This window comes from Aestuariivirga sp. (assembly GCF_047602625.1).
Lineage (GTDB): Bacteria > Pseudomonadota > Alphaproteobacteria > Rhizobiales > Aestuariivirgaceae > Aestuariivirga.
Genome location: NZ_JASGGV010000002.1, coordinates 1,183,017 through 1,205,742, shown reverse-complemented (window position 1 = coordinate 1,205,742; position 22,726 = coordinate 1,183,017). Strand labels below are relative to the sequence as shown.

Genomic DNA, 22,726 nt, shown 5'->3' with positions numbered 1-22,726 from the left:
AGGAGGAAACAGGAATGAAGACTTTGAGGATTTCCGCCATGGCAGGCGCCATGGCGCTGGCTGCGTTTTCCGGTGCCGCGATGGCCGATGACGTCACCATTGGCCTGGCGACAGCCCAGACCGGCGGATTGGCCTTTGCCGACCAGCCCTCGCTGGCCGGTTTCAAGATGGCGGTCGATGAACTCAATGCCAAGGGCGGGCTTGGCGGCAAATACATGATCAAGCTCGACATCAAGGACACCCGCACCGATACCGCCGCCACGGTTCAGGCGGCGCAGGAGCTGGTGGCGGATGGCGTGAAGGTTCTGATCACGCCTTGCGACGCCGATCCTTCAATCGCCGCCGGCCAGATCAGTCAGCCTGCGCAGATTCCGACGCTCACCTTCTGCGGCACCACGCCGACCATCACCGACGCGGTGGGCGATTACATGTTCGGCACCTATCCGGCAGACAATGGCCAGGCCACGCTGCTGGCGGAATATGCGATCCAGAAAGGCTACAAAACGGCCTATATCCTCAAGTCACCCGACAGCGCCTACACGCTGCGCCTGCCGGAATATTTCACGGAAGTGTTCACCAAGAAGGGCGGAAAGCTCGCAGGCGAAGGCACCTATACGATGGGGCAGCAGGATTTCGCCGCCGAGGTCACCAAGATCAAGGCGCTCAATCCGCAACCCGATGTCATCATGACAGCGGCCTATGAGCCAGACTTTCCCGCTTTCCTGAAGCAGCTGCGCGGGGCTGGCGTCACGGCACCGGTGCTCGGCTCGGATGGCATCGACAGCCCGACGACAACCGGGCTTGGCGCCATTGCCGACGGCATCGTCCACACCACGGCGGGTTTCCCCGCCGAGGGATCGAAGCTCGGTGCTTTCTATGAGAAGTACAAGGCTGCGACCGGGGCTTTGCCCGAGACGGTCTATGTCGCCACCGGATATGAGATTCCCTACATTCTAGATGCCGCCGTGAAGGCCGCGGGCACCGTCGACGGACCGGCCCTTCGCGATGCGCTGGCCAATCTGAAAGACGTCGAGGTGCTGACCGGAAAGGTGACCTATGCCGGCACCAACCGGATGCCGAGCCGCGACATCACGCTGGTCGAGATCGAGGGCGGAAAGCGCAAGCTGGTGCTCACCGCCACGCCCGATCCGGCGGAGGTTCCCAAGCCTTGATGGCGGGGCGCTGTCCTGCCGGGAAATCCCATGCTTGAGGTCTCAGGATTGAACGTGAAGTACGGAGAAGTTGCCGCCGTCAAAGGCGTCAGCCTCTCCGTGCCCAAGGGGTCCATCATCGTCCTGCTGGGCGCCAATGGGGCCGGCAAGAGTTCAACGCTCAACGCCATCACCGGACTGATCCCGTCCACGGGGTCGATTGTCTTCGAGGGCCAAACCATTTCGGGGCAGCCGGCGGAAGATATCGTGCGGCGCGGCATTTCATTGACGCCCGAGGGGCGGCGGGTTTTTCCGTCCCTCACGGTGGCTGAAAATCTGCATCTCGGAGGTGCTGCGCATGCGGGCGGTGATGCGCTGAAGCAGCGGATGGAAGAGGAATTGGACCGCTTTCCCATTCTCAGGGAGCGGTTTCACCAGACCGCCGGCCTCCTGTCGGGCGGTGAGCAGCAGATGCTGGCCATCGCACGCTCGCTGATGTCGGGCCCCCGGCTTCTGCTTCTCGATGAGCCGTCACTTGGCCTGGCGCCGCTGATCGTCGACAAGGTGTTCGATCTGATCGCAAGCCTGAAAGCCAAGGGCCTCACCATCCTGCTGGTCGAACAGAATGCCTCGCGGGCGCTGGAGATTTCCGACTATGGATATGTTCTCCAGACGGGGCAGATCGTCCTGCATGGCTCGGGCTCCGAACTTGCGCAAAGCGATCTCGTGAAACAGGCCTATCTCGCGGAGTAGCGGCATGGATATTTTTCTGCAGCAGATCATCAACGCCATCAGCCTTGGTGGCATCTATGCGCTGCTCGCGCTCGGCCTCGCCGTGGTCTTTTCCATCGTGTCGCTCATCAATTTCGCGCATGGCGAGCTGATGACGGTGGCGGGCTATGGCATGTTCTTTTCCATCGCGGCGGCGCTGCCGTTTCCCTTCGCCTTTGCCGCCGCGATTTTCTTCGCCACGGTTGCGGCGCTCCTCACCGAGCGTTTCGCCTTCCGCCCCATGCGCAAAGCCGACGTGACGGGCCTTCTGCTCACCAGCTTTGCCGTGTCGGCCATCCTTCGTGTTCTGTTCCAGAACGGCATATCGGCGCGCTCCAAGGCGGTGCCGCTTCCGCCTGCCCTGTCCGGCGCGATTGATCTCGGATTTTTCCACGTGGGCGTGGTGCCGCTGCTGTCGATCATCACAACGGTGCTGTCACTTGTGGCGCTGTCGCTGTTCCTGCGGCGCACCACATTGGGCAAGGCGATGCGCGCGGCGGCAGAAGATTTTCAGGTGCTGCGGCTCATGGGCATCCGCGCCAACCGGGTGATTGCCGTGGCTTTCGCCGTGTCGGGCGCGCTGGCCGGAATCGCGGCGGTGTTGTGGGTGGCGCAGCGCGGATCGGTCGATCCGCTAATGGGCTTCGTTCCGGTGCTCAAAGCCTTCGTCGCAGCGGTGATCGGGGGGCTTGGTTCTCTCAGTGGTGCTGTGGCGGGCGGCTTTACGCTCGGCATTCTCGAGGTTCTCTTTCAGGCCTTCCTTCCCGAAGCGGCACTGCCTTTCCGCGATGCCTTCGTGCTGGGGTTCGTCATTCTCATTCTGATCTGGCGGCCTGACGGCCTCATCCCGGCACCCGTGTCGCGGCGCAGTTGATGAGCGGCGCAAACTCGATCTATGCGCGGGATGCGGCGTCCATCGCCGGGCTCCAGAAGCTGCGGTTCTTTCCGCTTGCGCTGACGGGCGGCAGCGGCGCGCATGTCATTGACGAAAGCGGCGCAAGGCTTCTCGATCTTTCCGCGGCGTGGGGATCCGCCAGCCTGGGCTATGGGCATCCCGCACTCGTCAAGGCCGTCTCTGCGGCCATCGCCAATCCGGCCGGTGCAAGCATTCTCTCGGCCACGCATCGCGGCGCGGTTGACCTTGCCGAACGCCTCCTCGTATCGCTGCCTGAACTGAAAGACCACAAGGTGTGGTTCGGCCATTCGGGATCTGACGCCAATGAAACGGCGTTTCGCGCCATTGCTGCGGCGACGGGCCGCCGCCGCATGATTGCATTCCGCGGCGCCTATCACGGCGGAACGGCGGGTTCGATGGCGATTTCTGGCCACACCGTTCAGTCCCACGCGCAGCGCGCCGACGGGCTGACGCTGATTGCCTATCCGCGCTCCTTTCACGGGGAAGACGGCGAAGACGTGATCTCGGATCTCGAACAGCAATTCGCCACAGTCCTGCCGCCGCAGGAGGTGGGCGCGCTGTTCATCGAGCCGATCCAGTCCGATGGCGGCCTCATCGTGCCGCCGGCGGGATTCCTGCGGAGGCTGGTGGCGCTCTGCCGCCAGCACGGAATTCTGGTCGTTTCGGATGAGGTCAAGGTGGGGCTGGGGCGGTCCGGCCTTCTGCATTGTTTCCGCCACGAAGGCTTCGTGCCAGATCTCGTCTGCCTCGGAAAAGGCCTGGGCGGCGGATTGCCGCTTTCGGCGCTGATCGGGCCACGCAGCATCATGGATCACGCAACCGCCTTTTCCATGCAGACGCTGCACGGCAATCCGGTTTCGGTGGCAGCGGGGCTGGCAGTGCTGGAGGCAATCGAGCAGGAAGGCCTCGCCGAACATGCAGCGAATGTTGGCCTCCATCTGCTCGAAGGTTTGACTGGCCTCAAAGCGAATCACCCGTCCATCGGCGACGTGCGTGGCCGCGGTCTGGCGATCGGCGTGGAACTTGTGTCAGGCGGGAAAACACCGGCAAAAGCATTGGCTGCGAAAACGGTGTTCCGGGCCTATGAGCTTGGCCTTGTGCTTTACTATGTCGGACTCGACTCCAATGTTCTCGAACTGACGCCGCCGCTCGTTCTTACCCGCGCCGAAGCGGATGAGGCCGTTTCCATTCTTGATCGCGCCATTGGCGATGTGGAAAGAGGTCTCGTCAGTGATGATGCCATCAGGGAATTCGCGGGCTGGTAGCCCGCCATTGCACAGGACTTGCCCCATGAACGAGATGTCGGTCTTTGATTCGCCCAAGCCTTCGCTGTCCGCCGAAGCCGCCGCCGCGTATTTGCGCCGGGATTACGGGATCGACGGTACGTTGCAGGAACTGGTGAGCGAGCGTGACCAGAACTTCCGCGTCGTATCGCCCGGCGGCGACTATGTGCTGAAGATCGCCAATGCGGCGGAGGATGAGAATTTCCTCGCGCTGCAAAATGCCGTGCTGCGCCACGTTGCGGTGAGCGATCCTGCGCTCGGCGTGCCGCGCGTCATCGCATCGGCGGGGCTTGAGGGGATTGTGCACTGGCAGGGCCACGCCGTCAGGCTGCTGAGCTATCTTCCCGGTCCGCTTTATTCCGCCGTGCAGGGCGGCAGTCCGCTGCTGGCGAGCCTCGGCGGATTCATGGGGCGGCTGTCGCGGGCGCTGCGCGGCTTCGGCCATCCCGCCGCGCACCGCCCGGGCTTTTTGTGGAATCTCGATGAGGCGCTGGCGGTCAAGCCGTGGCTTGCGGATGTGGCCGATGACCGGCGTGCGCTGGTGGGTCGCATTTTCGCACGCTATGAGGCGCGCGCGCTGCCGCGCCTTCCCCTGTTGCGCGGCGCAGTCGTGCATCAGGACGCCAACGACAATAACATCATTGTCGGCGCGGGCGACTCTCCCGCCGTCACGGGGCTCATCGACTTCGGCGACATGACCTTCGGGCGGCAGATCAATGAACTCGCCGTCACGCTGGCCTACGCGCTTCTGGATGCAAAGGATATTTATGTCTCGGCTTCGGCATTGATCGGCGCCTATGCGCGGCAATTTCCGGTCGAGGGCGATGAGGCGGAGATTCTCTTCGATCTGGTGGCCGCGCGGCTCGCCATGAGCGTGTGCATTTCCTCGCACCGCGGCAAGGAATTTCCCGACAATGACTATCTGCTCGTCTCGCAGGCACCGGCATTCCGGCTGCTGGAGCGGCTCGACCAGACCAACCCCGCCTTTCTCGCCGCCTTCGCGCGCCATGCCGCAGGCCTCGATCCGGTGCCACAGCATGATGCGGTTGTCGCGTGGCTCGCGTCCGTCGCGTGCAGGCCCGCGCCCATGTTCCCCTTCGATCTCAACAGGTCGGGCAGGTGCCTGTTGTCGCTCACCGCCGATGCGCCCGGCATGGAGCATGCGGGCGATCCGCAGGCCTATTGGGCGTGGCTGGAAAACCTCATGGCGCAGCAGGGCGCGCGCTTCGCCATCGGCCTCTATGGCGAAAACCGCGATGTCTACAAGGGCGATCAGTTCAGCACGCCCGCGTCGCCTGAGTGGCGCTCTCAACATCTGGGAACCGATATTTTTGTTGCCGCCGGAACGCCGCTCCTCGCGCCGCTGGCCGGGCGCGTGCTGAGTGCTGTCGATAATGCGCTTGCCTTCGATTATGGCCCCACCATTATTCTGGAACATGAGGCGGGGCATGGCGGCCCGCTGTTCTGGACGCTTTATGGCCATCTCTCGCGCGAGTCGCTGGCGATGGTGCAGGAGGGGCAGTCTGTCGAGGCCGGGCAGCAGATCGGGTCGATCGGCGATTCTTCCGTGAACGGAGGATGGGCGCCGCATCTGCATTTCCAGGTCATCACCGACCGGCTGGGGAAAACCGGAGAGTTTCACGGCGTGGGCCAGCCTTCGCTGTGGCCGCTGTGGTCGCGCATCTCGCCGGACCCGAACCTCATCCTGCGGCTGGCGCCGGAGAGCTATCACGCGGACGCCACGCCGCCCGATCTCCTGCTCAGGCGGCGGGCGGAGCGCCTCGGGCCGTCCCTGTCCATCAGTTATCGCAAGAAGCTCAAGATCGTGCGCGGGCAGGGCTCCTATCTTTACGACCACACGGGCCGCGCTTTTGTGGATGGTGTGAACAATATTTGCCATGCCGGCCATTCGCACCCCCGCGTGGTGGAGGCGATGGCGCGGCAGGCCTATGTCCTCAATACCAACACGCGATATCTCCATGACGGCATTCTGGACTATGCGGAGCGGCTGGCCGGTTATTTTCCCAAGCCGCTATCGGTGGTCTATCTCGTTTGCTCGGGATCGGAGGCGAATGAGCTGGCGCTGCGCATGGCGCGCACCGTCACGGGCTACCGCGAAACCGTCACGCTCGACTGGGCCTATCACGGCAACACCAATGGCCTGATCGATGTCAGCCCCTACAAGTTCAACCGCAAAGGCGGGCGCGGCAAGCCCGATTATGTGGAGATTGCCGAACTCGCCGATCCTTACCGCGGCCGCTTCAAGGGATACGGCGCGGACAGCGGCAAGGCCTATGCGCGCTCGGTGGCGGAGAAAATCGAGGTGATCCGCTCACGCACCGGCCATGGCCCGGCGGCATTGATCGCCGAAGCCATTTCGGGCTGCGGCGGGCAGGTGTTCTTTCCCGATTCTTATCTCAGCACGGCGGCGGAGCTTGTCCGCGCCTCAGGCGGGCTCGTCATTGTCGATGAAGTACAGACCGGCTTCGGGCGCGTCGGCCATCACATGTGGGCGCACGGATCGCAGGGACTTGTTCCCGATATCGTCACGCTCGGGAAGCCGATCGGCAACGGCCACCCGATGGCGGCCGTCATCACCACGCCGGAAATTGCCAAAGCCTTCGCCAACGGCATGGAATTCTTCTCGTCGTTCGGCGGCAATCCCGTGTCGGCTGCCGTGGGCATGGCGGTCCTCGACGTTCTGGAGGACGAAGGCCTGCAAGCCAAGGCGCTGGCCACCGGCGCCCATCTTAAGTCCGGCCTTGAGGCGCTTGCCGCGCGGCACAGTCTGATCGGCGATGTACGGGGCGAAGGGCTTTTCCTCGGCGTTGAACTGGTGCGTGACCGCGCCACGCTGGAACCCGCCACGCAGGAAGCCTCCAACATCTCCAACGCCATGCGGGACGCGGGCGTGCTGATCTCCACGGACGGGCCGTTCGACAATGTCCTGAAGATCAAGCCGCCGATGAGCTTCGGCATGGCGGAAGCGGACATCATGCTGGACGCGCTCGAACACGCGCTGAATGCATGAGATCAGGCCGGGTCAAATTTTGAAGAACATGGTGGAGCAGAGGGGGATCGAACCCCTGACCTCGGCATTGCGAACGCCGCGCTCTCCCAACTGAGCTACTGCCCCCCGCTGGAACGGTGCCGCTTTTAAGCGGGGGTCTTCCCGCCGTCAAGCTTGCTTGCGGAGGCTTCGCTCTCTACATGGGGCGCAGACAATTCCGAGGCTTCCTTCCCATGACGAACCCCATTCTCTGGCTCATCCTCACCCTGCTGGATATCTATTTCTACATCATCCTCGCCATGGTGATCATGAGCTGGCTGGTCGCCTTCAACATCATCAATCTCGGCAATCCCTTCGTGCGGCAGGTGGCCTATGCGCTGAGGCGGCTCACCGAGCCCCTGCTGGCCCCCATCCGCAGCATCCTGCCGGATCTGGGCGGCATCGACATTTCGCCGATCATCCTGCTGATCGGCCTGCAGTTCGTACGCTATCTCGTCGTCTACGCCTATTTCACCCTGCTATGACCTCGCCGCTCCGTCCGGGGAAGGGCGGCCTGCTGCTCTCTGTGCGCGCCACGCCCAAATCATCGCGCGATGAGGTGACGGGGCTTTACCGGGACGCAAGCGGTGCCGTGTCGCTGGCCGTCAAGGTCACGGCGGCGCCGGACAAGGGCCGCGCCAACAGGGCGGTTATCGAAACGGTGGCGGCATGGGCAGGCGTGCCCAAATCGCGCCTGTCGCTGGCCTCGGGCGAAACCGAGCGCCAAAAGGTGCTGCTGCTCGAAGGCCAATCAACGCGGCTCGAGGAACGGGTCGCGGAACTCACGAACGGAAATGGGAACTCACATGGCGAAGATCATTGATGGAAAGGCCTATGCCGAAGGGCTGCGCGGGCGCATCGCAAAGGCCGTCGCGGAGCTGAAATCAAAGCATGGCCTCACCCCCGGCCTCGCTGTGGTGCTGGTGGGCGAGGATCCGGCTTCCAAGGTCTATGTCGCCAACAAGGCCAAGCAGACGGTGGAAGTGGGCATGAACTCCTGGGAGCACAAACTGCCCGCCGAAACGCCGGAAGCCGATCTGCTGGCGCTGGTCGAAAAGCTCAACGCCGATCCGGATGTGCATGGAATTCTCGTGCAGTTGCCGCTGCCCAAACACATCGATTCCATGAAGGTGCTGACCGCCATTTCGCCCGACAAGGATGTGGATGGATTCCATGTGGTGAATGTCGGCCGCCTGTCGACGGGGCAGGAGTCGCTTGTGCCCTGCACGCCGGTCGGCTCGGTGATGCTGGCCAAAGATGCGCTGGGCAAGCTCGAAGGGCTGGAAGCGGTGGTGATCGGCCGCTCCAACATCGTCGGCAAGCCGGTGGCGCAATTGCTGCTGGCAGAGAACTGCACCGTCACCATCTGCCACTCCAAAAGCCGCGATCTTCCGGCCATCGTGCGCCGCGCCGATTTGGTGATCGCCGCCGTGGGCCGTCCTGAAATGGTGAAGGGCGACTGGCTGAAGCCCGGCGCCTGCGTGATTGACGTGGGCATCAACCGCATTGAGCGCGATGGCAAGGGCAAGCTGGTGGGCGATTGCGATTTCGCGTCCTGCGAAAAAGTCGCGGGGTCAATCACCCCGGTGCCGGGCGGCGTCGGGCCGATGACGATTGCCTGCCTGCTCTACAACACGGTGCGCGCGGCGTCGGCCATCAAGGGCATTGCGGCCCCGGCCATGTAAAGGCGCGGCGCGCGGAGAGGCTATTTCTTTTTCGCGCGCGCGATGCCTTCGAGGATCATCTGCTCGGCCTCCTTCGAGTCGCCCCAGCCGATCACCTTCACCCATTTTCCTTTCTCGAGATCCTTGTAGTGCTCGAAGAAGTGCTCGATCTGCTGGCGGGTGATTTCCGGCAGGTCGGTATAATTATGCACGTTCTCATAGCGCCGCGTGAGCTTGGGCGTCGGCACGGCGATGATCTTTTCATCGCCCCCCGCCTCATCCTGCATCTTGAGCACGCCAACCGGGCGGCAGGCCACCACGGCGCCCGGAATGATGCCGCGCTGGTTGGCGATCAGCACGTCCACCGGGTCGCCGTCGCCCGACAGGGTGTGCGGAATGAAGCCGTAGTTTCCGGGATAGCGCATCGAGGTATAGAGAAAGCGGTCCACCACCAGCGTGCCCGCTTCCTTGTCCATCTCATATTTGATCGGCTCGCCCCCCACCGGCACCTCGACGATCACGTTCACTTCTTCGGGCGGGTTCTTTCCAATCGAGATGGCGTCGATGCGCATGGGGCTTCCTTCGGATCAGGTGGCGTGGCACTCTCATGCCATGAGACGCCTGCTGCTGTCATCGCTCTTGTGCCTGTGGGCTGCTGCGGCCCCTGCCGCGGAGGTGACAGGCGCCTATTCCAAATTCGATCCGGAGAAGGATTGCCGCCTGATCGAGAAGGGCGACCAATATGTCTACGCCGGAACCTGGGCCTGCAAGGGCGTTGGCGGCGTGGACATCATCGTTTCGGAAAGCGACGACCGGGGATCGGCCGCCTTCGGCAAAGGCAAGGACGCGATGAAACATTGCGCCATGCGCAAGACCTTCCATCCCTTCAACACGCCGCTCAGCCCCGTCGAATGGCGCATCCGCAACGGCAAGCCCTTTGCGGCCATCGAGCGGTGGAGCGTGTCAAACCCGGAAGGCGACGGGCATTCCACATGGCTCGTCATCACCGCCATCAAGCAAGGCGAATCCTGCCACGCGCATTATGTGGCAGGCTCCTATCCCAATGCCAACGCCGTGGCGCGCGAGGAAGCCGATGCGCTTGCGCCGGATTTCGACTGCATGACCGACACGCCCACCGTCGATTCCAAAATCGGCCCGCCGCCCATCGATCTCATCTCCTGCATGGAGATGGAGAAGGAATGACCGGTGCGCGAAAGGCTCTGCTGCTGTCCGGCCTGATCGCTTCACTGATGACAAGCCTCGCTGCCAGAGCGCAAGACATCACCAGTACCGTTTCGGAGTTCAACAGCGATACGTGCGCGCAGGTGGCGAAGCAGGATGGAGAATTTGCCGGAGGATGGCTGTGTTCGAAGGACCAGCCGGTGCCTGTCTATTTCGCCGAGATTGACCGGCACCAGATGACGGCGTTTGGGGCCGATGCGGTGCATCATTGCGCGGCGCGGCAGACGATCAACGGCTTCAACTATGCCGACACGGGCATTGAATGGCGCATGCAGGGCGGCAAGGCGTTTGCGGCACTTCAGCTTTGGAGCGTCTGGTGGGATGGCGGCCAAATGGCCGAAGCCAAGCCATTCATCGTCATCACAAAGATCGAAGCCGGAAATTCCTGCCGGGTTGCGACCGTGAGTGCCGCCTTGCCCGATGCGATGACGCAGGCGCGTGACATTGCGGATCACCGGTCTCAAGCGTTCAATTGCTTCAGGGATGTGCCGTCCTGGTTGGACGGTGAAGGCGAACGCAAGGACCAGTCAACGTGGAATACGCCCTGCGCGCAAACCACGCCGTGAATCCTTATTGATCTCATCTCCTGCATGGAGATGGAGAAGGAGTAACGGCGCCGATTATATCTGTCATCCCGGCGTATGCCGGGACCCAGACTGTCAACCGGCACGCCAGCGGCCAAGCCTGGGCCCCGGCTTTCGCCGGGGTGACATAAGTAAAAACTACGCCGCGCTCTCGGCTTCCTTGATGCGGCTGGCTTTCTTGCGCTCGTTGGGATCGAGGATGGTCTTGCGCAGGCGGATGGACTTCGGCGTCACTTCCACTAGCTCGTCCTCGCCCACATAGGCCAGCGCCTTTTCCAGCGACATGCGGATGGGCGGCGTCAAGATCAGCGCCTCGTCCTTGCCGGCGGCGCGCACGTTCGAGAGCTTCTTGCCCTTGATGACGTTGAGCTCAAGATCATTGCCGCGCGTGTGCTCGCCGACGATCATGCCGGGATAGACCTTGGTGCCGTGTTCGATGAACATGGGGCCGCGATCCTGCAGGTTGAAGATCGCATAGGCCACCGCCTCGCCATCCGAGTTGGAAATCAGAGCGCCGGTGTGGCGGCCGGGAATGTCGCCGAAATGCGGCGCATAGCCGTGGAACAGGCGGTTGAAGATGGCGGTGCCGCGCGTGTCGGAGAGAAGCTCCGACTGATAGCCGATGAGGCCGCGGGTCGGCGCATGGAACACGATGCGCTGGCGTCCCACGCCCGAGGGCCGCATGTCCTTGAGCTCGGCCTTGCGCTCGGAGAGCTTCTGCACCACGACGCCGGTATAGTTCTCGTCGACGTCGATGATGACTTCCTCGACGGGCTCGAGCTTTTCGCCGGTTGCCTCGTCGATCTTGAACACCACGCGCGGGCGGCCCACGGTCAGTTCAAAGCCCTCGCGGCGCATCGTCTCGATCAGGATGCCGAGCTGCAATTCGCCGCGCCCCGCCACTTCAAAGGCGTCGGTCTCGTTTTCGGATGGCGTCACCTTCAGCGCCACATTGCCTTCCGCCTCGCGCAGCAGGCGGTCGCGGATCACGCGGGATTGCACCTTGTCGCCTTCCTTGCCGGCCAGCGGGCCGTCGTTGATGCGGAAGGTCATGGTGAGGGTGGGCGGGTCGATGGGCTGCGCGGCGATCGGTTCACTCACCGAAGGATCGCAGATGGTGTCGGCCACCGTCGCGGTGGTGAGGCCGGAAATGGCGATGATGTCGCCCGCTTCCGCCTCATCGACGGGCGTACGCTCAAGGCCGCGGAAGGCCAGCACCTTCGACACGCGGCCCTGTTCAACGACCTTGCCGTCGCGGGCCAGCGCCTTGACGGGCTGGTTGGCCTTGATGCGGCCGGAGCGCACGCGGCCGGTCAGCACGCGGCCAAGGAAGGAATTGGACTCAATCGTCGTCACCAGCATGCGGAAGGGGCCTTCCTCAACCGGGGGCGACGTGAAATGGCTGACGATCAGATCGAACAGCGGCGCCATGTTATCCTGGGGGCCGGTAGGATTCGTCGCCATCCAGCCCTGCTTGGCGGAGCCATAGATGATCGGGAAATCGAGCTGCTCTTCATTGGCGTCGAGATTGGCGAAGAGGTCGAACACCTCGTTCACCACCTCGTTGTGGCGCTCGTCGGGGCGGTCGATCTTGTTGATGCAGACGATAGGCCTCAGGCCGATCTTCAGCGCTTTCTGCAGCACGAATTTGGTCTGTGGCATGGGGCCCTCGGCGGCGTCCACCAGCAGCACGGCGCCGTCGACCATATTCAGGATGCGCTCCACCTCGCCGCCGAAATCGGCGTGGCCCGGCGTGTCAACGATGTTGATACGGGTGTCCTTCCACACCAGAGACGTCACCTTGGCGAGGATGGTGATGCCGCGCTCACGCTCGAGATCGTTCGAATCCATGGCGCGTTCGGCCACCTTCTGGTTGTCGCGGAAGGAGCCGGACTGCGACAGCAGGCGGTCAATCAGGGTGGTCTTGCCGTGGTCGACGTGGGCAATGATGGCAATGTTGCGCAAATTCATGTGGCGCCAAGACTTTCTTAACTGTGGGAATTGCGGGGCCGCTTAGCACGCTCATTCTGCAAAGGCAATTTAACGGTTGTTTGCGGGCTTTTCGCCATGCTGGCGCTTTCCGGGGAAATTTGATGTTCTCGAACGCCGAAAACAAGATCAGCCGTGCCTTGATCGCCATCATGCTGAATGACGGATCGACCTCCACGGTCTCGGTCAAGCTGCCGCTGTCGGGCAAGCTCTCGGAAGCCATCAACAATGCCGACCATTTCATTGATGTGATGGATTCCGACAACCGGCAGGCCTTCATCTCCAAGCATGCGATCCGCCGGGTGGACCTGATCGACGTCCCGAAGATCAACCAGTTGAACCAGCAGCGCCGCACCACCGACAAGAATCATTTCGATCCCTATGCCGTCTTGGGCGTGGAGCGGGGCGCTTCGCCCGAGGCCATCAGGGCCGCCTATCATCAACAGGCCAAGCGCTATCATCCCGACCGCATGGCGACGCTCGATCTCCCCAAGGAAATGACCGACTATGCCGCCGCCATGCTGGTGCGCATCAACCTCGCCTATGAGCAGATCGGCGGTTAAGCCTCGTCTTCACCGGCGCGGATGAAGGCATCGAAGGCGGCGAGGAACTGGTTCCGCACATCGTCGGTTTCGGCCAGCACCTCGTGCAAGGATTCGCGGATCATCACCAGCGAGACGTAGGGAACGCGGGCGGCGAAGCGGCGCATCGCATCCATGCTCACCACCCGTTCCTTGCCCGCCGCCACGATCATCACCGGGCAGGTGAGGGGATATTTCTGGCTCAGCGCGCCAAGCGTTTTGGTGGCACGCCGCGCGGCCCTGAGCCACGCGAAGGTCGGCCCGCCGGTGCCGAGTGCGGGGTATTCCTCGAGAATGCCGGAATCCCTGTCCCAGCGGGTTTGATGGGAGGTCAGCGGATTGCCGGGAAAATCTTTTCTCCCCAAGGGTCCCCGCCGGTAGCCGGGAAGGAACGCCCAGCCCAGCCCCAGCCCGTTGAACAGCGCCACCAATGCCGAAACCACCGGGCGCGGCCAGCCCTGGTAATTCAAATCGATGAGCGGCGCGATCACGGCGGCGCGCTGGAATGATTTCATGTGACGGAGCGCCAGCAGCAGCACGCCGCCGCCGGTCGAATGGCCAAGGGCATAGTAGGGCGCCGGGCAATAGGGTTCGACCACGGCGGACATCACCGATTCCAGATCTTCCGCGAAATGCGCGAAGTCGCGGATGTGGCCCCTGCGCGTGTCATCGAGAAGCCGGTCAGAACCGCCCTGTCCGCGGAAATCAAAGGCTGCCACGGCGAAGCCCAGCGCCATCAGGTCGCGCATGGTTTCAAAATAGCGTTCCATGAAATCGCCACGGCCGCCCATCAGCACGACGGTGCCGCGCGGATTGTCCACAAGCGCATACATGGCGCGCACATAGACCCCCCCCGTCGAGGCGACGGAGTGGCACACGGCGCCCGGCGGCGCGGGATTGTCGGCGGTTGGATGAAGTTGCATGAAAACGCCCCGGCCTTCTGTAGCGAAGGCCGGGGCGCGGGAAAAGCCGGGAGTTTTTGGCGCTACTGCAGTTTGCGGACGTCTGTCAGTTCGCCGCTCTTGGCGTTGAGCTTGATCGTGTAGTTCTTGCCGTCGCGGGTGGCCGCGAAGGCATAGGTCGAGCCGGTGCAGCTTGTCGATTTCACGCCGCTGAAGCCATACCCTTGCACGATGGACGTAGCCTTGTCGCAAGTCACTGGTTTCGTGGCGGGCACCGCCGCCACAGGCTTGGTCACGGGCTTCTTGGAAATGGAGCCGGTGGGCGCATCGTCAACGGTTCGGCTCGCCTGCTCGACGGGCTTGGCGGATTTGCTGCGCGAATAGGATTCGATCTGCGCCGGGCTCGCCTTGCGGTTGGCCGCCTTCAGTTTCGGCTGGTAATAATCCTCGTCGAAGCCGTTGTTGCCATATTGGTCATCATCGTCATCGCCATATTGCTCGGCGTCATACTGGTCGCTGTAATAGCGCATGTATGGATCGGCGGGGATGAAGCCGGGCTGGTTGGGATAATAGGCGGGGTAGGGCGCGCCATAGTAATAATAACGCTTGCGCGCTTCGGCCGGCGAAACGAGAAGGCCCGCCGATACGCTTAAGGCGAGGAGCGCCAACAGGGCGCGATGTGTCATGGCAGTTCCCCCAAAAAGAACTTTACGGGCCGTTTGGCGCCCGAAGAATTCCGGGCGCCAGAGTCTTGTTACAAGAGATCGGAACGCCACACCGGCGTTTCAATCCTTACCAGGGCCGCGACCAGGTGTTGCCGCTCCTGGCATTCACCGACACCAGGAACCGGCCGCCGTTGCGGAAACCCACGAAGCTGTAGGTGCTTCCGGCGCAATCGCGCGTCGAGACGCTATAATAACCCTTGGCGCGCACGATTGATTTGGCCTGTCCGCAGGACATGCCGTAGCCGCCATAAACGGGCTGCGGCGGATAATAGGCCGGCGGCGGAGCGTAATAAACCGGCGGCGGCGCATAATAGCCCGGCGCGGGGTAATAGCCGGGCCCATGGCCACAGGCGCCCGGGTGCCGCCAGCACCAGCCGTTGCCATATCCGGGGCCCCAGCCACCGAGGCCGATGCCGACATGCACGCTCGTCTTCGCGGATGCGTCAACAGCCCCGCCAACCAAACCCACCGCCACAATCGCAGCAGCGGCAATTCCCTTCGTTAACATATTCCGGCCCTCCTCAGGACACATACAGGCTCCCCAGCCTCTTGGCCCGCAATCATGGCGCTTTCATGCTGAACGAAATCCGATGGCGCCGTTCATCTGGCGTTCATGTGGGTAAGGAGGGTCTTGAAACGGGCGCGGAGAAACCCATTTCACGACAGCGGGAGCCCGACCGGTCCCGTAGTCTGAACGTCAGCCCGGCCAATCCGGCGGGCAACACCAACATTGCTCAAGGAGAGAATGTGACCATGTTTGACCTCACCCCCCTTTACCGTTCCACCGTCGGCTTTGACCGTCTGGCCCGCATGTTTGACGAGGCAGCTTCCGTCGAAGCTCCCACCTATCCGCCCTACAACATCGAGCGCGTGGGCGAAGACGAATACCGCATCACCATGGCGGTGGCCGGCTTTTCGGCCAATGACATCGCCATCGAAGTGAAGGGCAACGCCCTCACCATCACCGGCAAGAAGCCCGAGTCCGCTCCGGCCAAGACCGAATACCTCCATCAGGGCATCGCGGCCCGCGCCTTCGAGCGCCGGTTCCAGCTTGCCGATCATGTGGAAGTACAGGGCGCCGCCATGGACAACGGCCTGCTGCATCTGTCGCTGAAGCGCACCATTCCGGAAGCGCTTAAGCCGCGCAGCATTGCCATTACCAGCGGCAGCGAGCCGGCCCAGATCGAAGCCCGCAAGGCGGCCTGACGATCTGACTGTATGAATGAGAGGGGCGCTGCCTGCGGGCGGCGCCTCTTTTGTTTATGGAACTGAAACGGGGAGCCGGTTGCCTGGCTCCCCGCGAATTCAGGGGTCCGGGTACGCAGTACCAAATCCCGGCCCTCTTGGAGCATCCCCTGCATGGGCGCTGCCATGCCTGCGATCATGCCTGCACAGAGTTTCCAAACCCTTTCCGCCACGCATAAATCTTTGACAAAAAAGGGTTAACCGGCTGTGTCGCTCTGGACTGGCTGCAACCAGCGGGTGAGAAAGCGGTCCAGCCAATCGCGCACGGCGGGGTCGTGGACGAGGTTTCCGTTCAAATGCTCGGCCGCCTGCTGCGCGCCGGGCAGCACGAAGCGGTGGGCTCCCAGCACGGCCCAGCGGTGCATCAGGAGCCGCGTCACCTCCGGGTGAAACTGGATGCCCCAGGCGGTCTCGCCATAGCGCACCGCCTGGTTCTCGAAGGTATCGCCGGTGGCCAGCCGCTCCATGCCATGGGTCATGGAAAAGCTCTCCCGGTGCCACTGGTAAACAAGCGTGGGCCATGCGCCCAGCTTCTCGCCCTCGGGCGTGGGGCGGATGGGATAGTAGCCGATCTCCACCTGCTCTTGCGGGTGTGGGCCGACCGTGCCGCCCAGATGCTTGGCCATCATCTGCGCGCCCAGGCACACGCCAAGGAACGGCTTTTTCTCCTTCAGCGGCACGCCGATCCAGTCGATCTCACGGGCGATCCACTCATCGCTGTCATTGGCGCTCATCGGCCCGCCGAAGATCACCGCGCCATCATGGGCCGCCATGGTTTCGGGAAGCGCGTCGCCAAGGCAGGGCCTGCGGATATCGAGGCTGTAGCCCGTCTCTTTCAACAGATGGCCGATGCGGCCGGGCGTCGATTGTTCGGAATGGACGATGATGAGAATCGGACGGCCCATGCCGTTCAGCTGCTCCAGTAAAATGGCCCGGCACTCAATCTCGTCACTTCGCGGCGGAACAGGGGCGCGTCAGGATCCTTCGGCACGTCCATTTCCTCCGCATAGCGCCTGCCGCTCCATACGGCAGCGGCGATGGTGCCGGGGCTCAGGGCGTCGCCGATCACGCTGACGCTCTTGAGGCCCTGATCGGCCCAGTCCGCTTCGCGGACGTTCAGATCGTCGAACAGGCTGCGGCTGCTCTGGCGGGCGGTGACGAGAACCGTGGAGCAATCGCCGAACACCTCCGTCTTGCCGGTGAACGGGCAGGTCACATCGGCAGAGTCCGCGCCCACCGCCGTCACCGCATGATGGGTGATGAGCTTCACGCCGAGGTTCAGCAGGCGACCCTGCACGAAATGCTGCTCCATGGTGTTGCGCATCCAGTCGGAGACATGGCCCGCCGGCGTCACCAACGTCACTTCATGGCCGCCCTTCACCAGCAACTCGGCCAGGACGCCACCCATGTAATAGTGCTCGTCATCATAGATCACCACCTTGCGGCGCTTGGGGCGGGCGCCCGCCATGATGTCATCCGGCGTCAGCGCATCGGCATCGGGGGCAATGGCGATGGGCTTCAGGTGAAAGCGCGCCACGCCATCGCGCCGCCAGGTCGCGCCCACCGCAAGGGCTACATGATCGCAGCCCAGGCCCAGAATATCCTCCGTGGACAGATCACTTTCGCGGTAGAGTTCGATGTTGGGCATTTTTTCGATCTGCCCCAGCCGGTAATCCACGACGCGGCCCCAGGCGGAAAGGCCGGGCAGCTTCCGTTCCTTCGCCAGCCTGCCGCCCAGTTCGCGCGCCTTGTCGGCGAGGATCACCTCATGGCCGCGGCGGCCCAGCATCATCGCCGCCTCGAGCCCCGCAGGGCCTGAGCCGACGACCAGCACCTTCGCGCTGGATTGCTTCGGCCGGATGATCTCGGGGTGCCAGCCGCGCCGCCATTCCTCGCCCATCGAGGGATTCTGCGTGCAGCGCATCGGCACCTGCGTGTGGTCGCCCGCCACGCACATGTTGCAGCCGATGCATTCGCGGATGTCCTCGATCCGGCCTTCCTCGATCTTCTTCGGGATAAAGGGATCGGCAATCGACGGCCTGGCCGAACCGATCAGATCCAGCACGCCGGAGCGGATGAGCTTCACCATGTAGTCGGGCGAGGTGATGCGCCCGACGCCCACCACAGGCTTCGAGGTCAGCTTCTTGATGCCGGTCTGGAATTTCTCCTGATAGCCTTCTTCGGCAAAGCGCGAGGTCTGGCTGTCATTGTCCCAGCCGGAGAGCGTCAGGTCCCAGAGGTCGGGCAGTTCGCCCAGATAGGCGATGATGTCCTGCGTTTCCGCCGCGTGGAGTCCTTCCTCGCCCAGAAGCTCATCGACGGAGATCCGGCAGGCCACCGCGCAGGTGTCGCCCACCGCGTCCTTGGTATCCTCGATCAGTTCCTTCAGCAGGCGGGCGCGGTTTTCCAGCGAACCGCCATATTCGTCGGTGCGCGTATTATACCGCCTGGTGAGGAAGAACATGGCGCCGCCGAACAACTTGCCCGCATAGGCATAGAGAATGTTGAAGCCGGCCCGCTTCGCCCGCAACGCCGCATCGCGGTGCCATTTGCGCAGGTTGCGGATGTCCTGCTTGTCCATGGCGCGCGCCTGCACCGGATCGTTGAAGGGCGAATAGACGGGCAGTTCCGCGGGCCCCAGCGGGATTTCGCGGGAGTAGAGGTTCGCCGCGTTGGTCAGGTTGTGGCAGAGCTGCAATCCCGCCAGCGCGCCCTTGGCCTTCACCGCTTCGGCAATGCGGGCCAGCATCGGCACGTCGCTGTCATCCCAGATGCGGAGTTCGATGAAGGGCGAAATATCGCCCGAGGGATGGATTTCCACCTGCTCCGTGCAGACCACGCCCCAGCCGCCTTCCGCCTTGATGGCGCGCATCGTGGCCAGCGCCGTGGCATCGCGGTAGCCCATGCCGTTACAGTGGGGCACCTGATAGAAGCGATTCTTGGTGGTGACAGGGCCGATCCGCACGGGCTCGAACAGGATGTCGTAGCGGGGGTCGCGGGCCATTGGGGGCTCTCCGGAAGTCATGCGGCGATTCAAGGGCGCAGGCTAGCGCGGGCCCTGCCAAATCCGCAAGCCATTGGCCCTGCTTACCTTTGGGCAGCCTGCGTGAAATTGCGTCACAATCTGCAGGTGAGGCAAAATAGGTCTTTTGCTCCGCGTCCAAAAATGTTTTGTTGCAGCGCACCCGCACGGAAGACGGGATGAGGACAGAGAGGGGTCACCGATGAATATGTTTTCCAAAATGCTTTTTGCCGGCGCCGCAATGGCAGCCGGCCTTCTTGCAACAACGGCGGCTGACGCGGGGACGTTGCGCCTCGGCATGACGACATGGGTGGGCTATGGCCCGATGTTCCTGGCGCGTGACAAGGGCTTCTTCAAGGAGAACGGCCTCGACGTCGATCTCCAGATCATCGAGGACGCATCGCTCTATATGGCGGCTGTGGCCGCGGGCAAGCTCGACGGCAATGCCTCGACGCTGGACGAGATCGAGAAATACCGCTCGCCCGATTTCTGCTTCAAGGCCGTGGTGGCGCTGGATGACAGCCATGGCGGCGACGGCGTGCTGGTGAAAGACGGCGTCAATTCGCTGAAAGACCTGAAGGGCCAGCAGGTCGGCATGAACGAAGGTTCGGTGTCGCAGTTCTGGTTCAACATTCTCCTGAAGCGCGAAGGCATGACGGAGAAGGACGTGCAGATCGTCAACATGACGGCTGACGATGCCGCCGCCGCCTTCATCGCCGGGCAGATCCCCGCTGCCGTCACCTGGGAGCCGCATCTGACGCTAGTGCGCACCAAGAAGACCGGCAAGGTGCTGATCGATTCCTCGCAGACGCCGGGCCTCATCGTCGACGTGGTGGACCTCACCTGCGATTACATCGACAAGAACCCCAAGGACGTGGAAGCCTTCGTCAAGGGCCTCTACAAGGCGGTCGATTACATCAAGACCAATCCGGAAGATGCCTATGCCGTGATGGCCAAGGGCGTGGGCGGCTATCTCGAGAAGCCAGAGGATTTCGCCGAAGCCGCCAAGGGCGTGAACTTCTACGACCACAAGCGCAATGTCGAGTTCTGGGGCACGCCGGAAAAAGGCGAGGCCTATGATCTCATCAAGCTCGGCAATGAAATCTGGGGCGGCTTCCAGAAGCTCAAGATGGAAGTGAACTACGGCAATCTCGTCGATACGCGCTTCTACGATCCCAAGTAATTCCTCTCGCGGCGGCGCGGGTTTTCCCGCGCCGCTGCCGTCACGGACAGTCCATGGCTCCTCCCACCGCCTCGCTCTGGCAGCGGCTCACCACGCCGTTTGAAGATATTCCGAAAGAGATCGGCATCGCCGCCGGTGTTCTCATCTGGGCGCTGGTCATCGGCGGCTGGGCGATCGCCACCTATGGCGGCTATGTCAGCGACACCTTCCTGCCGGTGCCCGATGCGGTGGTGAAGCGGTTCATGAAACTCGCCGAGGATGGCTCGATCTGGGTTCACATCTGGTCAAGCGTCGAAGTGGTGCTGCTGGGCTTCATCATTTCCTCGCTCATTTCCGTGCCGCTCGGCCTTTACATGGGCACCTTCAATATCGTGAAGGCGGCGCTGGAGCCGTTCGTCAATTTCGTGCGCTACCTGCCCGTCACCTCGCTGGTGCCGCTGTTCATCCTGTGGATCGGCATCGGCATCGAGCAGAGGGTTACGGTGATCTTCTTCGGCACTTTCTTCCAGCAGCTGGTGATGATCGCCGATGCCAGCCGCTCAGTGTCGCGCGATCTCGTCAATGCCTCCTATACGCTCGGCACCAAGCGGAGCGAGGCGGTGTGGCATGTGATCTTTCCTGCCGCGCTGCCGTCCATCCTCGACACGCTGCGCGTCACCATGGGCTGGGCATGGACCTATCTGGTGGTGGCCGAACTCGTGGCGGCCACCAGCGGGCTTGGCTATCTGTCGCTCAAGGCCATGCGCGGCTTCCAGGTCGATACGATCTTCCTCGCCGTGGCGCTGATCGGCATATTGGGATTGATCTCCGATCTTCTGTTCCGGCTTCTCCGGCGCTGGGTCACGCCATGGGCAGCATGATGACGGATATGGGAAAAGGCGGCCTCTCGGTGCGCAATGTCTCGCTCACCTATGGCCAGGGCGAGAAGGCGGTGCTGGCGCTCAATGACGTGAGCTTCGAGGTCGAGCCCAATGCCTTCACGGTCATCGTGGGGCCATCGGGCTGCGGCAAGTCGAGCCTGCTTTATCTCGCCGCCGGCCTCAACACGGTGAGCCAGGGCGGCATGCTGGTGAACGGCCATCAGGTGGAAGGGCCGGGGCCGGACCGCGGCATGGTGTTCCAGTCCTATACGCTGTTCCCGTGGCTCACGGTGCGGCAGAACGTCGAATATGGCCCGCGCCGCAAGGGGCTCGGCACGGCGGAGCGCCGCGCCATCTCTGATAAATATCTGGCCGAGGTGGGGCTCTCCGGTTTTGCCGGCCATTATCCCAAGCAACTGTCCGGCGGCATGATGCAGCGGGTGGCCATTGCCCGCGCGCTGGCCAATGATCCCGACATTCTGCTCATGGACGAACCCTTCGGCGCTCTCGACAGCCAGACCCGCCACACCATGCAGAAGCTGCTGCTCAATGTCTGGCAGCATGACCGGAAGACGGTGGCCTTCGTCACCCATGACATTGACGAGGCCATCCTCCTGGGCGACCGGGTGATCGTGATGACGGCAAGGCCCGGCCGCATCAAGGCGGAAATCCCCATCGACATTCCGCGCCCGCGCGATCCCTCGATTGCACTCGAGCCCGAATTCATCGCCATGAAGCGCCGCATTCTCGACCTGCTCCGGGATGAAATCGACGAGGCGCATTGAGATGGCCGATCTCTCGCTGTTCGATTTGACGGGAAAGACAGCGGTGGTCACCGGCGCCAGCCGCGGCATCGGGCGCGCGCTCGCCGAAGCCTTGGCAAAAGCGGGTGCTGATGTGGCCGTCACGGCGCGGGATCAGGCCTCGCTTGCCGAAACTTCCGCCGCGATCTCCGCCCTTGGCCGCCGCGCCGTGCCGCTGGCGCTTGACGTGACGGACGTGGATTTGATCCGCTTACGGATGAATGACGCGAAGGCCGCGCTTGGCCGCATCGACATTCTCATCAACAATGCCGGCATGGAGCAGGTCAGGCCGTCACTCGATGTCGATGAAGCCCTGTGGGACATGATCCTCGACACGAACCTCAAAGGCGCCTTCTTCGCCGCGCAGGCCGCAGCCTCGCACATGAAGGAAACGGGCGGCGGCGGCATTGTCAATCTCTGCTCGCTCACCTCGGAAGTGGGCATCCCCACCGCCGTTCCCTATGGCTCGTCCAAGACCGGCCTTCTCGGCATGACACGGGCGCTTTCGGCGGAGTGGGCGCCGCTGGGTATCCGCGTGAACGCCATCGCACCCGGCTATTTCCGCACCGCGATGACGGAAGTTTTCTATCAGAACACCGGCTGGCAGGCGGCGATGAAGGCCAAGATTCCGCAAGCGCGCTTCGGCGAACTGGGCGATCTGGCGGGTACTGCCGTCTTCCTCGCGTCCTCCGCCTCGGCCTATGTCACCGGCCAGTGCCTTGCGGTGGATGGCGGATTCCTGGCATCGATCTGAGA

At 63.0% G+C, this 22,726-nt stretch carries 23 protein-coding genes and 1 tRNA gene; 16 read left to right on the top strand and 8 right to left on the bottom strand.

Annotated features, from left to right (window positions below):
* Positions 1–14: 14 nt before the first annotated feature.
* The 5 genes from QM694_RS10930 to QM694_RS10910 are packed head-to-tail and all read left to right on the top strand — an operon-like array spanning position 15 to position 7,152.
* A complete protein-coding gene (locus QM694_RS10930; protein WP_415006963.1) occupies positions 15–1,172 on the top strand; it encodes an ABC transporter substrate-binding protein in 1,158 nt (385 codons plus the stop codon).
* Positions 1,173–1,202: 30 nt separating this feature from the next.
* Entirely contained in the window at positions 1,203–1,904 is a 702-nt protein-coding gene (locus QM694_RS10925) for an ABC transporter ATP-binding protein (RefSeq protein ID WP_415006962.1), read from the top strand.
* Between the two features lie 4 nt (positions 1,905–1,908).
* Positions 1,909–2,796, top strand: coding sequence for a branched-chain amino acid ABC transporter permease (locus QM694_RS10920; protein ID WP_415006961.1), 888 nt, complete (start codon positions 1,909–1,911; stop codon positions 2,794–2,796).
* Complete coding sequence (locus QM694_RS10915; RefSeq protein ID WP_415006960.1) at positions 2,796–4,103, top strand: aspartate aminotransferase family protein; 1,308 nt, start codon at positions 2,796–2,798, stop codon at positions 4,101–4,103. The genes QM694_RS10920 and QM694_RS10915 overlap by 1 nt, the downstream gene beginning before the upstream one ends.
* A gap of 25 nt (positions 4,104–4,128) precedes the next feature.
* Positions 4,129–7,152 (top strand): aminotransferase class III-fold pyridoxal phosphate-dependent enzyme, encoded by a 3,024-nt coding sequence (locus tag QM694_RS10910; protein WP_415006959.1) that lies wholly within the window; start codon positions 4,129–4,131, stop codon positions 7,150–7,152.
* A 29-nt stretch (positions 7,153–7,181) separates the two neighbouring features.
* Here QM694_RS10910 and QM694_RS10905 read toward each other — a convergent pair.
* Positions 7,182–7,257: transfer RNA gene (locus QM694_RS10905), tRNA-Ala, on the bottom strand.
* A gap of 107 nt (positions 7,258–7,364) precedes the next feature.
* On the opposite strand from QM694_RS10905, the gene QM694_RS10900 reads away from it, so the two are divergent.
* Genes QM694_RS10900 through folD form a run of 3 tightly spaced genes read left to right on the top strand, consistent with a single transcriptional unit; the run spans position 7,365 to position 8,855 of the window.
* The gene (locus tag QM694_RS10900) at positions 7,365–7,655 is read left to right on the top strand and encodes a YggT family protein (RefSeq protein ID WP_415006958.1); all 291 of its coding nucleotides are present in this window, start codon (positions 7,365–7,367) and stop codon (positions 7,653–7,655) included.
* Positions 7,652–7,993, top strand: a complete 342-nt coding sequence (locus QM694_RS10895) for a DUF167 domain-containing protein (protein ID WP_415006957.1) — start codon at positions 7,652–7,654, stop codon at positions 7,991–7,993. Before QM694_RS10900 ends, QM694_RS10895 begins: the two co-directional genes overlap by 4 nt.
* Positions 7,977–8,855: a bifunctional methylenetetrahydrofolate dehydrogenase/methenyltetrahydrofolate cyclohydrolase FolD gene (gene folD, locus QM694_RS10890; protein WP_415006956.1), complete on the top strand. Its 879-nt coding sequence runs from the start codon at positions 7,977–7,979 to the stop codon at positions 8,853–8,855. Before QM694_RS10895 ends, folD begins: the two co-directional genes overlap by 17 nt.
* Positions 8,856–8,875: 20 nt before the next feature.
* Here folD and ppa read toward each other — a convergent pair whose 3' ends face one another.
* On the bottom strand, positions 8,876–9,406 hold the full coding sequence (gene ppa / locus QM694_RS10885; RefSeq protein ID WP_415006955.1) for an inorganic diphosphatase: 531 nt from the start codon (positions 9,404–9,406) through the stop codon (positions 8,876–8,878).
* Here ppa and QM694_RS10880 point away from each other — a divergent pair.
* Both QM694_RS10880 and QM694_RS10875 read left to right on the top strand, forming a co-directional pair.
* A complete protein-coding gene (locus QM694_RS10880; protein ID WP_415006954.1) occupies positions 9,405–10,037 on the top strand; it encodes a hypothetical protein in 633 nt (210 codons plus the stop codon). The two genes, ppa and QM694_RS10880, sit on opposite strands and share 2 nt — an antisense overlap.
* Complete coding sequence (locus QM694_RS10875; RefSeq protein ID WP_415006953.1) at positions 10,034–10,642, top strand: hypothetical protein; 609 nt, start codon at positions 10,034–10,036, stop codon at positions 10,640–10,642. The genes QM694_RS10880 and QM694_RS10875 overlap by 4 nt, the downstream gene beginning before the upstream one ends.
* A gap of 156 nt (positions 10,643–10,798) precedes the next feature.
* On the opposite strand, the gene typA is transcribed toward QM694_RS10875, so the two are convergent.
* The gene (typA, locus tag QM694_RS10870; protein ID WP_415006952.1) at positions 10,799–12,631 is read right to left on the bottom strand and encodes a translational GTPase TypA; all 1,833 of its coding nucleotides are present in this window, start codon (positions 12,629–12,631) and stop codon (positions 10,799–10,801) included.
* Positions 12,632–12,753: 122 nt separating this feature from the next.
* Between typA and QM694_RS10865 the strand changes: the two genes are divergently transcribed.
* Positions 12,754–13,212, top strand: coding sequence for a J domain-containing protein (locus QM694_RS10865; protein WP_415006951.1), 459 nt, complete (start codon positions 12,754–12,756; stop codon positions 13,210–13,212).
* On the opposite strand, the gene QM694_RS10860 is transcribed toward QM694_RS10865, so the two are convergent.
* From QM694_RS10860 to QM694_RS10850, 3 genes are all read right to left on the bottom strand, one after another.
* Positions 13,209–14,153: an alpha/beta fold hydrolase gene (locus QM694_RS10860; protein WP_415006950.1), complete on the bottom strand. Its 945-nt coding sequence runs from the start codon at positions 14,151–14,153 to the stop codon at positions 13,209–13,211. The two genes, QM694_RS10865 and QM694_RS10860, sit on opposite strands and share 4 nt — an antisense overlap.
* Before the next feature lie 62 nt (positions 14,154–14,215).
* Positions 14,216–14,818 (bottom strand): hypothetical protein, encoded by a 603-nt coding sequence (locus QM694_RS10855; RefSeq protein ID WP_415006949.1) that lies wholly within the window; start codon positions 14,816–14,818, stop codon positions 14,216–14,218.
* Positions 14,819–14,924: 106 nt separating this feature from the next.
* Positions 14,925–15,365, bottom strand: a complete 441-nt coding sequence (locus QM694_RS10850; protein ID WP_415006948.1) for a hypothetical protein — start codon at positions 15,363–15,365, stop codon at positions 14,925–14,927.
* Positions 15,366–15,604: 239 nt separating this feature from the next.
* Here QM694_RS10850 and QM694_RS10845 point away from each other — a divergent pair, with 239 nt between their 5' ends.
* Positions 15,605–16,063 (top strand): Hsp20 family protein, encoded by a 459-nt coding sequence (locus QM694_RS10845; protein WP_415006947.1) that lies wholly within the window; start codon positions 15,605–15,607, stop codon positions 16,061–16,063.
* A 236-nt stretch (positions 16,064–16,299) separates the two neighbouring features.
* Here QM694_RS10845 and QM694_RS10840 read toward each other — a convergent pair whose 3' ends face one another.
* A complete protein-coding gene (locus QM694_RS10840; RefSeq protein WP_415006946.1) occupies positions 16,300–17,007 on the bottom strand; it encodes a glutamine amidotransferase in 708 nt (235 codons plus the stop codon).
* Between the two features lie 5 nt (positions 17,008–17,012).
* A complete protein-coding gene (locus tag QM694_RS10835) occupies positions 17,013–19,106 on the bottom strand; it encodes an FAD-dependent oxidoreductase (RefSeq protein ID WP_415006945.1) in 2,094 nt (697 codons plus the stop codon).
* Between the two features lie 259 nt (positions 19,107–19,365).
* Here QM694_RS10835 and QM694_RS10830 point away from each other — a divergent pair, with 259 nt between their 5' ends.
* From QM694_RS10830 to QM694_RS10815, 4 genes are read left to right on the top strand one after another with little or no spacing between them, the layout of a single operon-like run.
* Positions 19,366–20,307 (top strand): ABC transporter substrate-binding protein, encoded by a 942-nt coding sequence (locus tag QM694_RS10830; protein ID WP_415006944.1) that lies wholly within the window; start codon positions 19,366–19,368, stop codon positions 20,305–20,307.
* A gap of 53 nt (positions 20,308–20,360) precedes the next feature.
* Positions 20,361–21,167 (top strand): ABC transporter permease, encoded by an 807-nt coding sequence (locus QM694_RS10825; RefSeq protein ID WP_415006943.1) that lies wholly within the window; start codon positions 20,361–20,363, stop codon positions 21,165–21,167.
* Positions 21,164–21,952, top strand: a complete 789-nt coding sequence (locus tag QM694_RS10820) for an ABC transporter ATP-binding protein (protein ID WP_415008611.1) — start codon at positions 21,164–21,166, stop codon at positions 21,950–21,952. The genes QM694_RS10825 and QM694_RS10820 overlap by 4 nt, the downstream gene beginning before the upstream one ends.
* Before the next feature lies 1 nt (position 21,953).
* The gene (locus tag QM694_RS10815; protein WP_415006942.1) at positions 21,954–22,724 is read left to right on the top strand and encodes an SDR family NAD(P)-dependent oxidoreductase; all 771 of its coding nucleotides are present in this window, start codon (positions 21,954–21,956) and stop codon (positions 22,722–22,724) included.
* Positions 22,725–22,726 lie beyond the last annotated feature (2 nt).

Excerpts from the sequence above, each read along its gene's own strand:
- folD (WP_415006956.1), top strand. The coding sequence starts at position 7,977 with ATGGCGAAGATCATTGATGGAAAGGCCTATGCCGAAGGGCTGCGCGGG.
- QM694_RS10900 (WP_415006958.1), top strand. The coding sequence starts at position 7,365 with ATGACGAACCCCATTCTCTGGCTCATCCTCACCCTGCTGGATATCTAT.
- ppa (WP_415006955.1), bottom strand. The coding sequence starts at position 9,406 with ATGCGCATCGACGCCATCTCGATTGGAAAGAACCCGCCCGAAGAAGTG.
- QM694_RS10920 (WP_415006961.1), top strand. The coding sequence starts at position 1,909 with ATGGATATTTTTCTGCAGCAGATCATCAACGCCATCAGCCTTGGTGGC.
- QM694_RS10915 (WP_415006960.1), top strand. The coding sequence starts at position 2,796 with ATGAGCGGCGCAAACTCGATCTATGCGCGGGATGCGGCGTCCATCGCC.
- QM694_RS10825 (WP_415006943.1), top strand. The coding sequence starts at position 20,361 with ATGGCTCCTCCCACCGCCTCGCTCTGGCAGCGGCTCACCACGCCGTTT.
- QM694_RS10875 (WP_415006953.1), top strand. The coding sequence starts at position 10,034 with ATGACCGGTGCGCGAAAGGCTCTGCTGCTGTCCGGCCTGATCGCTTCA.
- QM694_RS10820 (WP_415008611.1), top strand. The coding sequence starts at position 21,164 with ATGATGACGGATATGGGAAAAGGCGGCCTCTCGGTGCGCAATGTCTCG.
- QM694_RS10865 (WP_415006951.1), top strand. The coding sequence starts at position 12,754 with ATGTTCTCGAACGCCGAAAACAAGATCAGCCGTGCCTTGATCGCCATC.
- QM694_RS10895 (WP_415006957.1), top strand. The coding sequence starts at position 7,652 with ATGACCTCGCCGCTCCGTCCGGGGAAGGGCGGCCTGCTGCTCTCTGTG.
- QM694_RS10830 (WP_415006944.1), top strand. The coding sequence starts at position 19,366 with ATGGCAGCCGGCCTTCTTGCAACAACGGCGGCTGACGCGGGGACGTTG.
- QM694_RS10850 (WP_415006948.1), bottom strand. The coding sequence starts at position 15,365 with ATGTTAACGAAGGGAATTGCCGCTGCTGCGATTGTGGCGGTGGGTTTG.
- QM694_RS10910 (WP_415006959.1), top strand. The coding sequence starts at position 4,129 with ATGAACGAGATGTCGGTCTTTGATTCGCCCAAGCCTTCGCTGTCCGCC.
- QM694_RS10855 (WP_415006949.1), bottom strand. The coding sequence starts at position 14,818 with ATGACACATCGCGCCCTGTTGGCGCTCCTCGCCTTAAGCGTATCGGCG.
- typA (WP_415006952.1), bottom strand. The coding sequence starts at position 12,631 with ATGAATTTGCGCAACATTGCCATCATTGCCCACGTCGACCACGGCAAG.
- QM694_RS10930 (WP_415006963.1), top strand. The coding sequence starts at position 15 with ATGAAGACTTTGAGGATTTCCGCCATGGCAGGCGCCATGGCGCTGGCT.
- QM694_RS10880 (WP_415006954.1), top strand. The coding sequence starts at position 9,405 with ATGGGGCTTCCTTCGGATCAGGTGGCGTGGCACTCTCATGCCATGAGA.
- QM694_RS10860 (WP_415006950.1), bottom strand. The coding sequence starts at position 14,153 with ATGCAACTTCATCCAACCGCCGACAATCCCGCGCCGCCGGGCGCCGTG.
- QM694_RS10925 (WP_415006962.1), top strand. The coding sequence starts at position 1,203 with ATGCTTGAGGTCTCAGGATTGAACGTGAAGTACGGAGAAGTTGCCGCC.
- QM694_RS10840 (WP_415006946.1), bottom strand. The coding sequence starts at position 17,007 with ATGGGCCGTCCGATTCTCATCATCGTCCATTCCGAACAATCGACGCCC.
- QM694_RS10815 (WP_415006942.1), top strand. The coding sequence starts at position 21,954 with ATGGCCGATCTCTCGCTGTTCGATTTGACGGGAAAGACAGCGGTGGTC.
- QM694_RS10835 (WP_415006945.1), bottom strand. The coding sequence starts at position 19,106 with ATGGCCCGCGACCCCCGCTACGACATCCTGTTCGAGCCCGTGCGGATC.